Origin of the sequence: Massilia sp. TSP1-1-2 (assembly GCF_049896185.1) — a bacterium.
In the GTDB taxonomy this organism is placed as follows: Bacteria; Pseudomonadota; Gammaproteobacteria; order Burkholderiales; family Burkholderiaceae_D; genus Telluria_A.
In genome coordinates, this window is record NZ_JAFCTU010000009.1 from 1 (window position 1) to 10,347 (window position 10,347).

6 protein-coding genes and 1 pseudogene are annotated in these 10,347 nt (G+C 60.1%); 2 read left to right on the forward strand and 5 right to left on the reverse strand.

What is annotated here, in order from left to right; translation table 11 throughout:
- Positions 1 to 240: 240 nt before the first annotated feature.
- Both ACP7BV_RS09660 and ACP7BV_RS09665 read right to left on the reverse strand, forming a co-directional pair.
- Positions 241 to 3,354, reverse strand: coding sequence for an ATP-binding protein (locus tag ACP7BV_RS09660; protein WP_426103603.1), 3,114 nt, complete (start codon positions 3,352 to 3,354; stop codon positions 241 to 243).
- Positions 3,355 to 3,392: 38 nt separating this feature from the next.
- Entirely contained in the window at positions 3,393 to 4,103 is a 711-nt protein-coding gene (locus ACP7BV_RS09665; protein ID WP_426103604.1) for a hypothetical protein, read from the reverse strand.
- 449 nt (positions 4,104 to 4,552) lie between these two features.
- Between ACP7BV_RS09665 and ACP7BV_RS09670 the strand changes: the two genes are divergently transcribed.
- Complete coding sequence (locus ACP7BV_RS09670; RefSeq protein WP_426103605.1) at positions 4,553 to 6,280, forward strand: hypothetical protein; 1,728 nt, start codon at positions 4,553 to 4,555, stop codon at positions 6,278 to 6,280.
- Positions 6,281 to 6,591: 311 nt separating this feature from the next.
- Here ACP7BV_RS09670 and ACP7BV_RS09675 read toward each other — a convergent pair.
- Positions 6,592 to 7,034: pseudogene (locus ACP7BV_RS09675) on the reverse strand (Tn3 family transposase); the annotation flags it as partial.
- A gap of 86 nt (positions 7,035 to 7,120) precedes the next feature.
- Complete coding sequence (locus tag ACP7BV_RS09680) at positions 7,121 to 8,305, reverse strand: diguanylate cyclase (protein WP_426103606.1); 1,185 nt, start codon at positions 8,303 to 8,305, stop codon at positions 7,121 to 7,123.
- A gap of 235 nt (positions 8,306 to 8,540) precedes the next feature.
- On the opposite strand from ACP7BV_RS09680, the gene ACP7BV_RS09685 reads away from it, so the two are divergent.
- A complete protein-coding gene (locus ACP7BV_RS09685; RefSeq protein WP_426103607.1) occupies positions 8,541 to 8,912 on the forward strand; it encodes a translational machinery protein in 372 nt (123 codons plus the stop codon).
- Between the two features lie 107 nt (positions 8,913 to 9,019).
- On the opposite strand, the gene ACP7BV_RS09690 is transcribed toward ACP7BV_RS09685, so the two are convergent.
- Entirely contained in the window at positions 9,020 to 10,111 is a 1,092-nt protein-coding gene (locus tag ACP7BV_RS09690; RefSeq protein WP_426103608.1) for a hypothetical protein, read from the reverse strand.
- Between the last annotated feature and the right edge of the window lie 236 nt (positions 10,112 to 10,347).

The following is a 10,347-nucleotide window of genomic DNA, read 5'->3' on the forward strand; positions in this document are numbered from 1 at the left end:
ATAGGTTGTGTTTCTTGATAACTCCCATTTTATCAATCACTTACGGCATTCTTGCCCTTTTTTATGCAAAATTCAGGCTAGACAAGAGCGAGGACGGCGCAGCCGTCCTCGGGAGCCGGAACCAGTTTGGAGAGAGAATTCCGCTTCACATCGCTATCCCCGGACAGCGGCGGCTAGCATTCATGGATAAACACGCAGACGGAACTGTTCCGCCACGGGTTTCCGAAAATTCCGGCCACTTCATTCGGGCGTAGGCTCGAACCTGCGCGCCAGTTTCGCCAGCTCCGCACCAACCCTCCCGTGGTCCCAAGGCCGGGCCGCGACCATGCCGTGAAATGCCACGCAAAAAAGGCAGCGCCGCGCGCGGCTGCCTTCTCCCAAAGGCGCGGCTGAGGTTTCATCTGGAAAATCGATTAGCTCGTAGGCGGCGTCGTTGACGACTTGAGACGTGCGGCCAAGCGTGGGATCGGCATCGGCGAAGTCCCCGTTGAGCGCCTCCGACAGCCTGGACAAGATCTTTCCATCGTTCACCGCGCTCAGCACTGCGGCGCGGCTGAAACAGGGCTGGGTGTCACCAAACCTTTCGCGGACAAGCTGGCATGCGCTGCAAAAGTCCGGGTAGGCATCGCCCAACAGCGTGCGCGCAGCATCTCTAAATTCTTTCGCCGTGCTCGCCCTGACGCCCGTATTTAGGCTTTCGGAACAGGCGTTCGCAAGCGCCTCCGCGAACCTCTGCGCTTTGCCGTGCTCGGCCATCAGGGGCGCACCCCAGCGCCTCGCCAGCCGGCCGCCCAGGGTCGAGCACAGGCACACCAGCTGGCGCTGCGTCAGCGCTGAGCCGAGCCGCATGCTGGCTGTCCGCGCAAATGCCGCCAGCCGGTCGCGCAGCGACATAGGGTCGCCCAGCGCCGAGACCACTACCTTCGAATACGCCTGCAGCAGCAAAGGGTCTGAAGTGTCCGGCACCTGGCATGCACCGGCGCCACCGCAGGTACTGGTACACCAAGGATGGGGCCCTGCCGGCACCGCAAGGTCGGGACTACCCTGGCGAGCGCGCATTAGCACCCGAACGTCTGCATCTGTGGGCGACGTTCCCAGGTTGTCCTTCACGGCGGGAACGCTTAGCAGCAATGGCGCGTCCTCGCCGTCCTGGAAAACGGCTACGACGCCGACTCCGAAGGTCGCCAGCGCAGCTGTCTGCTGCGGGTTCATCGCCATCGCACCGGCCAGAACTTCGCGGTCATCGATGGCGACGATCCGGTGCGCGATTTTCAGATTGGTGTTCTTGATGACGTCCGGAGCCAACTTGGTGGGCACTTGGTCAACAATGGCGATGCCTTGGCCGTAGGCGCGGATTTCCGATATCAGGTTGCCGAAGGTTTCAATGGCCTTGCCCCGCGGGTCGGCCTGTTCCGGATTGCCGGACTTCCCGCCCGTATTGGTCAGGAGGCGGTGAGCTTCCTCGATGACCAGCAGGTGACTCAGTTCGCGTCCGGAGACAGTGCTGCGGCGATGCTCGACCAGCCGTATGAACAATAGTGCCATGAGAAAAGCTTTGTCGTCGTCGTCGCCCAGGTTCTGCAATTCCAGCACGCACGGACTAGCCAGCAGGGCCGCCATGGACATCGAGGCGCGCGTGTCGAACATCGCCCCCTTGCCGCCAACGCGCAGACCGTTCACGCGCGTCAACAGTGCCGCTCGCAAGTCGGCGCGGACCCGGTCATCGTAACCGAGGGTATGAATATAGGTGTCGACCTTCTCTGCCAGCGCGGTCAGCGTGGGAAAAGCTTGGAATGGGTCGTCGCCCGGTCCCAGTCGATGATTGGTATTGGTCACCGGGTCCCAGCCTTCATCGCGGTAGACCTCGTGCAGGCATTGTTCCAGGATTTGTGGCAGCGGCGACCAGAGTCCGAAGCTCGCGGCAAAGCAGGAGCGCAGCAGATCGATGTGCACGCTGACCGATGTGGCCGGCCAGCCAACCACTTCGAACGGGTTGATCCTGATCGGCGCGGTGCGCTCATCCCCTACTGTGTAGATTGACAGCGCATCCTTGAGCACACCATCGGCCTGTAAGGCGCGGTATTCGCTTTTGGCTGGCTCCAGCACCAGGAACGGAATGCCGTGTTCGTGCAACTGGCGAAGTATGTGCACCATCGTATTCGTCTTCCCAGCGCCCGTCACACCGGCCACGAATACGTGCCGCGTTAGGGAGTTGAGGTCGATCCGGTAGGGCTCGGTCTGGACGCCGGCGTAGTCGATATGGCCAACAAGGGCGCTGCGATCAGCAACTGCACCGATGGTCGGCGCTGTGTCGAAGCGGGCATACTTCCGTATGATGATGCCAGGTGCCTCCTGCGAAGGAAGGTCGACCAGGTGGGCCAACTGATGTGATGTCAGCAGACTTTGGAATGGAAACGGATTGAACATTTCCACGGAGGGGCCGAGCGGCATCGCTTGCCGTCGCGCCCAGTCCAGCACCACTGTGTCTTCGGCAATGCGTATCGGCTCACGGCTGATGCCGCCTTCGGAGTACAAGCCGCGCCATAGCGCCGCGAGCTCTTGGAAATTCGACTCCGACGCCAGCAGATAAGTGGCCGTGCGCCATAAACCAAGCGCAGCGCCTAGAGACAGATCGTGCAGTGACGCCTGCAGCAAGTCGACATAGCGCTGCGCCTGCGGATCGGTGACTCCTGCGGCAGCCCTGGCGGCGTCGGCCCGGCGAATCTCGGCCAATACCAAGTCGCGCAGTTTGGTGATTCCGGCCGAAGCGATCGGCTCAGCCAAAACCTGGTAGCCCCAGGTGCTCCCGATCAGGGCGCGGATCAGGCGGTCAACGGGACGCCCTGCGGTGCCCACTTCTGATTGTGGCAGTGGAATACCCAACGCGAGGCCACCCCTCTCGAAGCCGGTCCAAGTGGCTGCCGCGGCTGCGTGCGCTCGCACCGGTGCCACATGGCTGCGCAGCAGGCGCAGCATCAGCGCGCGCCCGATTGCGGTCGTGCTCTTGGCGTTGCGTTGAAAGTGTCCGCTGTGCACGCTGATCCGTCCACCGGCCGACGTGACCCCGAACGATATACCTGTGCCGACCCCATGCGCGCCCACTAGCAGGCTGGCCAGACGCGGCAACTCTTGGGGTGCGGCACCGGCACCGGCAGCGGCAGCGCCAAACACTGTGGTTTGCAGCCGCCGCGGCTCTGTGTGGCGCGCATCAGTCATCTCGACGCCGAACTCGGCTAACGTGAACATGGCGCTGGCTGCGACCGGTGCCTCTTGCTGGGCTTGCGTGAAGTCCGGTTCGTAGCTGATGCGCTGCAGGGCGTCGAGAGATAGATTGCCAGACATCTTCACGCTCATGTGGTTCGCCTTTCTCAAGTTGTCGGCGGGTATACGGCTCAGTCGAGTTCGAATGTGCGGATCGTATTGATCCTGCCTCGGGTAACGGTCCCGGGCAATCTGACGCTGTCTCCTGCCCGCAGTGCACTCTTGGAATGTTCAGAACGGACTGCGCATACCAATTTATCGTCGTCCCGTCCGTCCACGGCGATACGAAAAACTTCCCATCCCACTGTCTTTTCGCCCTCGCGCACGTTGATGACCATCACCCCCTCGACCAGACCCGCTGGAGCCGTATGGTTGGCTGGCTTCCAGCTGATGAGCTTGTTCGCTACGGCTGTATAGACACCGCACTGGGAGTTGTGGTGACAGTCTTGTGCGATGCGCCGCATTTTGCGCAACACCGGATAGAGAACTATTAGGTACGGTATCAGCATGCCCGTAACGCTTCTGACATACGCCGCGCACATAAGACCGAAGAAGGTGGACAGTATAAGCATGAAGACCAATTCGATAACCTTGAGGGCTGCGTTGCGCTTGCCTGCAGTGCATACCAATTGGGCGCTGTGATTGACGAGTGCGTAGGGAGTGTTCGCTGAAGGCCCGACAAGCGTGACCGTGTCACCGTCATGGACGAAAACGCTTGGTCCCCGGGTCGACCACCGCACGGGGACAGCTTTTGGCCCTGGTTGCCCAGCTTCCCAGGCCTGCACACGGAAGTCGACGTAATCGAATCCACCACCCTCGTTGCCGCCAAATACCTGGCGCACTGCACCAGTTCCAGTTCCTACAGCCCCCCCAGGCGCGATGCCGGCATGACTGACGATCCCGGTAAAATATTGCGTAATGTTGGGCGACGGAGCTGGCGTCGGCGGTGGCTTGGGTGCCGGTCTTGGTCGTGGCTGTGCCTTTGGTTGTGGCGCTGACTGTGAATCAGGTCTTGGCTTGGGTTTTCGTCTCGGTTTCGATTTGGGCTCAGGTGTCAGCTCTGGCGCCGGTATAGGTACTGGCGCGGAGTTCCGCCCGCGCTGACTATCGCCTCCGATTCGTTCCGAATCGCAAGTGCCGCACTGCTGCTTGTCAGCAGGATTGTCCTGGCCACAAAAAGTGCAACGCCAAGAGGACAGCGTGTCGAGTCTTGATTGCGGCATGCATTTCTCCGGTAGTACACTCGATGCAGCGGTTGTAAGGAAAATTGTCTCTTGCAAAGGTGGTACAAATGAACGACAAGCTCAAGCCCAACGACGCTCCAGTGATGGGTTACCGACCAGAGGCGACCGGCAACCCAAATTTACCTGACATTCTCTTTTCGGGCAAGCGCCTGCGGGAGGATACACAAAAATCAGTTGGGCGTGATGACGTAGCGTTTGCGGCATTTTCTGGCAGTGGGGAAACGGGCTTTGCTAGCGAAAAAGTTCGCGGCGAGAAGCAGCAGCCGGCCGACAGCGTCGGGCAGTACCATCAGCCTGCAAGGGCCGATCACGCCGGCGCTAAGGAGGCGCCCGGGAAGGACCAGGCGGCCGCCCCCGACGAGTCGAAGGCAGCGGAAGCGCATGACCGTCCACCGGTGCAAGCGGTGGGCGACAAAGACGCGCCGGTCAAGAACCAGGCCCATCCTTCGCCAGAGAGGGCAAAGCCTGGCGATACCGGTGCGGATCAGCATCCTGCGAAGACGGACCGCGCGGACTGGAAGGAAACCCACGCGGGCGAGAAGATTTTTGCCGGGTGGATCAAGGAGCACCGGGTCGAGATTTCGCACATCGTCGATTCGGCCAAGTTATCGGTTACTGAAAAGATATTTGAGCTGTCAAAGTTGCTGCTGCGAGATGGCATCCCGAAGAAAATTGATGAGGCCGAGAAACTGGAAAAGGCCAAGAGCGGTGATGGTGAAAAGTATGAGGGACCTTCCGTCCGCATGCCGCGTGAAGGCGAGCGGGAGGCGGCTCGTCAGGCACGGCAAGAGGCGTTTGAAAAGTGGCGCGCTCAGGAGCATCCTAATGCCTACGACGTCATGAAGGGGGACGCGCAGCGGGTAGGCAAAGCCCTCGATCCGGCAGGCGCAGGCAGCGTGCAGGCCGGCGTATATGGCGCCGCCCGCGCGGCCGGAGCGAGCATGGAGACCGCCATGCAGCTCGCCGAGTTGGCGGAGTTCGCGGCGCAGGTTGCGGGCGTAGTGGGCGGGATGCGCGCCGGAGCCGAGGCGGCGCCCGAGCGCACGGTCGATCCCACCAAAGAAGACGTGCCTTTAGGCCCACACAAAGCTGAGCCACCGGATTTCACGCGCGAGAAGGGAGAGCACCCGGACGTCATGCATGGCCGTGGCGAGATGCCGCTGGGTCGCTCGTACGGAGAGCAGGCCGAGCCAGCGGCCCGCGACCGCGTTGCACCAGGGGCGCGTATCACCGTCCCCCGGACCGAAAACGTAGACTATTTTTCGGGCGGACATCGTGAGAGCGCGAGCGTTCAGGTAGAACTAAGAGACGGCAAGTTCGTTCACGTGCAACGCGAAACATGGAAAGGATCGGAGCTCTTCCAGCAGCAGACCCAGCACGGCCCCCATCCGGACGTTGCCGCAGCAATTAAGGCCAAGATCAACAAGTTCAGCAACAGCTGGTACCGCCAGAAATGGCTGGACGGACGGCCCGAGTCCAGTGGTTCCGGCTCAGCCATGAAGGACAAGTTTGGCGACGTCATCCACAAGATGACCTTTGTTGAGCCGGCAAAATATGTTGTGGTGGTGAATATACCTGACGTACAGGTCACACCCGAGATCCAGAAAGCAGCCCAGGATGCGCTGAACAAGGCCGTCGCCGCTAACGTGAGTTTGCAGAAGTTTGGTGGACCATCATTGCCGCATATTGAAGCAGTCGTCGTGGGCGCGGCCGAAACAAAAACCCCGTTTCTGCAACCGGACCCTGCTTACCTATTCCAGCATCAGCAGAAGTAGAGCAAGCCGGGACCGAGTCGGCGAATAACAGGTTGCGCGGCAAGCCCCGTCCTTTCGTGGCGGGGTCAAGAGCGCGGACGGCGTAGCCGTCCCTTGTGGTACTAAATGAGTTTGCGGATGATATATTGCTGTATATGATCCCAGTATGCTCAAACTCCAAGCCTTCAAGTACGAATTGATGCCCAACGGCGAACAGGCGCGTGCCGTTTCGTCTAAAACAAGGCATTGGCGACTCAGAACGAAAATCACGGTCGGGGGAACAAGTTCATCGGCGATGTGGGGTCGTCTCAGAAAAAGGAATTTAAAGTACGTTAAGACTTAGGCAGCGGACGCAACGGCCTGAATTTCCCGACGCCGATCTTGGCGCTGTCGCGCCACAAATAGTCGCCGGTCAGGTTGATGTGTTCCCAGCCCAGCAGCGACAGGTAGCGCAACAAGTCGTCGTCCACCGCGGGTCGTGGCTGCGCAAGGCGTTCGTAGCACGTTCCAGGTACACCGTGTTCCACAGAACGATGGCCGCCGTCACCAGATTGAGGCCGCTGGCGCGGTAGCGCTGTTGCTCGAAACTGCGATCCCGGATTTTACCCAGGCGGTTGAAGAACACCGCCCTGGCCAGCGCGTTGCGCGCCTCGCCCTTGTTCAAACCGGCGTGCACGCGCCGGCGCATCTCGACGCTCTGCAACTAGTCCAGGATGAACAGACTGCGCTCAATGCGCCCCGGCTCGCGCAGCGCGCTCGCCAAACCGTTCTGACGCTTGTCTTGTCGGAATGCGCTAAAAACTTGCTTTTTTGCGCCAAGTGCCAAAATGATACAAGGATGCAGCGGTTAAAGCTTCCACACTACCTGTTTTGTGCGATTGTGCTCACAACCATGCGGTTGCGCCCCCAATGCTTGGCCTCGTACAGCGCACTATCGGCCGCGCGCAACAGATCCGCATTCGACTGCCCCGCCCCCGGCGTCATCACCGCCACCCCAACACTGATCGTCACTTTCCCAAACTCACTATCCGCATGCACCATCCCCAGCGCGGCAACAGCATTGGTCATCTCCTCCGCCATACCTGGCAACTCAGATGCCGCCGGATGAAACCACACCACCGCGAACTCTTCCCCGCCATACCTGGCGGTAATGTCCAGCGGCCTTCTTGCATGGCGCCCAATCACCTCAGCCACCGCCCGCAGCGCCGCGTCGCCCTGCGCATGGCCATAGCGGTCGTTGTATTTTTTAAAGTGATCGATGTCGATCATCGCAATTGCCACGGCCTGCCGGTCGCGCAGTGCCTGGCGCCAGATGCGGTCCAGGTGGATATTGAGCGTGCGCCGGTTCGCCAAGCCTGTCAACCCGTCGAGCTCGGCAAGTTCATTGAGCAGCTTGTTAATCAAGAACATGGTGCGCGCGCTGTGCTCGAGGAAGTAGCCCCCATACGCACCTACCGCATTGGCCGCGCACATAAAAATAATCTGATAAAGCCGCGCCTGCACATCACGCTGGTACAGCATCTCCATGGCAACAAACGCCACCAGCGTCACCACGTTTGCAGCCAGGGCACGCCACCATTGCAAGCATGCGATCAGGTAAACAAACAGCGCTACCAGCAAAATACCTTCATACGGAATCTGCGTGCCCAGCCGGTACGCCGCGCCAATCACCGCCGTGGTGCCCAGGCCGGCGACAATGGCCGCGCCGTACACCACGCGCCCCAAATAAGCATGCAGCGACGGGCGGTAACTCACGTACAGCAACACGACAAACGCAGGAATGATGCCGCCCAGGCGAATCGGTACGGTCCAGTACCAAACTGTGGCCGGCAGCGTAAATATATCGATGGCGACAAATGCGGCAAACAGCACGATGATCAGGTAAGCCGCCAGGCGCACGCGAACCAGGTGCCCCTCGGTATAAGACACCTGGAACTCGCCCTCAAGCGCGCCATCAAACTTGAGCCAGCCATAACCTTTCTCGTACGCGTTCCGATAAGGCGAAGGGCCGGCAGTACGCAGTAATTCAGGATCGATATGGACCATCGTCGGGTTATTTGTTGCCTCTGATCAGCAGATCATACACCCCGGCCCGCTGGCACACCGTTGTGGCCAGGATTGATATAACAAAGCGCATCTGTTCGCTTCCGTACAGATGCACGCGTCCATACGGCGCATACTCGGCGTATTCGCTGACCAAGGCGCGGGCGGCTTGCCGCATTTGCTTCATTGCCCATCCCAGGCCATCGGTCTGCGCAACTCCCTATTTAAGGAAATCACCATGTCGTTTAATCACGCAATCGTCTGGCTCGACCAAACCGAAGCTCATGTCATCCATTTCAGCCGCGACGCAGCCGAGACCGAAGTCGTCAAGACCACGTCGCAGCACAAGAAGGATGGCGTTCAGGGCAATAACCGCGCCGTCGAAAGCACCGATTACATGGATGAAGTGGCTGCCGCACTGTTGGCGTCCAAAGAAATCCTGATCGTCGGGCCTGGCCAGGAAAAGCTTGCGTTCATCAAGCACCTGAACAAGAACCACGCCGAGATCGCCGACAAAGTCGTCAGCGTTGAAACCGTTGACCATCCGAACGATGGCCAGCTGCTGGAATACGCGCGCAAGTATTTCGTCAAAGCGGACATGATGAACTAAACTGCCGCACGCGCAATGGAAAACGGCACCATCTGGGGCCGTTGTCCATTGCGCCGTCAACTGCGCGAACCTGCGCGCCGGGCGCTACTGCCACTCATCGCAATCGCTTAGTCGTAATAGCCATCCATGGGATCAAAAGGATACGGAATATGATAGGTCTTCAGGAATGCCTTGAGTACCTTGACGTCCTTGAAGTCCTGCAGATCCTGCTCGATCCCTTCGACTTTCATCTTGAATGTCTTGATCTCTTCGGTCAGCGAACGCTCCATGAGCGCGGGCGTGATCTTGCCGCGCGCGGAGACATGCATGACGTACTGCAGCCAGTGCTCAAACTCGCCAATTTCAAGGCGCACCTCATCAACTTGCTTGGCAAGCATCTTGTTGTATTGCTTGATGCGCGCTTCGCCCAGCGTGTCGAGCTTGGTCGCATCAATCTGGTCAACCTCGAACTGCAGTTCCAGCAGCCCCAGCAAATCGTTGCTTGCATACGCCACGTTTTCGCGCTGCATCAACCCCGTCTTGCGGTCTCGCTCGGCAGGATCGGTTTCGCGGTCCGGATGCAAGGCGCTGGCCAACTTGCGGAAAATGTCCCTGACTGACTGCGCCAGGCGCTTTTCCTCTTCCGCCTGGCGCCCTGCGGCCGCGCTGGTCTTGCGGGCCGCACCCTTGGCGCCGCCTTTTTCGGCCGCGCCGGGTGGCGCTTCAGGTTCGTCGTCGCCGTCATCAGGCGGACCGAACGGGTCACCCGCCTTTGCGCCGGCTTCGTTCATCATTTGCTCAATAATGTCGTTCAAGGCCTGGAAATCCGGATCGTCCGCCAGTTCGGCCGCGCCGCTGTAGCGTTCATAAATTTCTACAAGTTCCTTGTCGTCGTCATCCTCCAGCATCTCGAGCGACATCGCGCAAATCAGGTCGGCCAGTTTTTCGCGCTCCTTCTTGGTCAGCTTCTTGGTCTGGTAGGCGGTATCGAACAACATGATCAGTTCGCGCTGGCACTCGCCAAAACGATCGCCCAGCGGCATCAATTCGGCGTCGGCGCGGGCGCGCATCTTGGGCATCGCGTCGTGCCACGCGGCCAAACGCTTGCGCTCGGCTTCGAGCTTGCTGACGAGCGCGTTAAATTGCGCCCGCACCTTTGATGTGATGGTCGACGTCTGGGTCGGCGCAAGGCGGACTGCTTGGCTGGGCTTGGTTGGCATGGCGGGAAAAGGCAGGCAGTAAAGATTGAAATTATAGCGCCAGCAGGCCAGTCGCGGCAGACAGGTCAGGGCGGCACGCCCCGTCTTGCACGTAAATGGTCGCATGCAAACCGCACTCGGATAGCGTAACTGGCGTCCTGAGCGCGGGCATTGCCCGGCAGCAGGCGGCGCCGGCGCGAAACCGATCGGGTGGCCGGTGCTATACTCGGCCCGCGCGCCCCCGCCGCCTTCGCAGC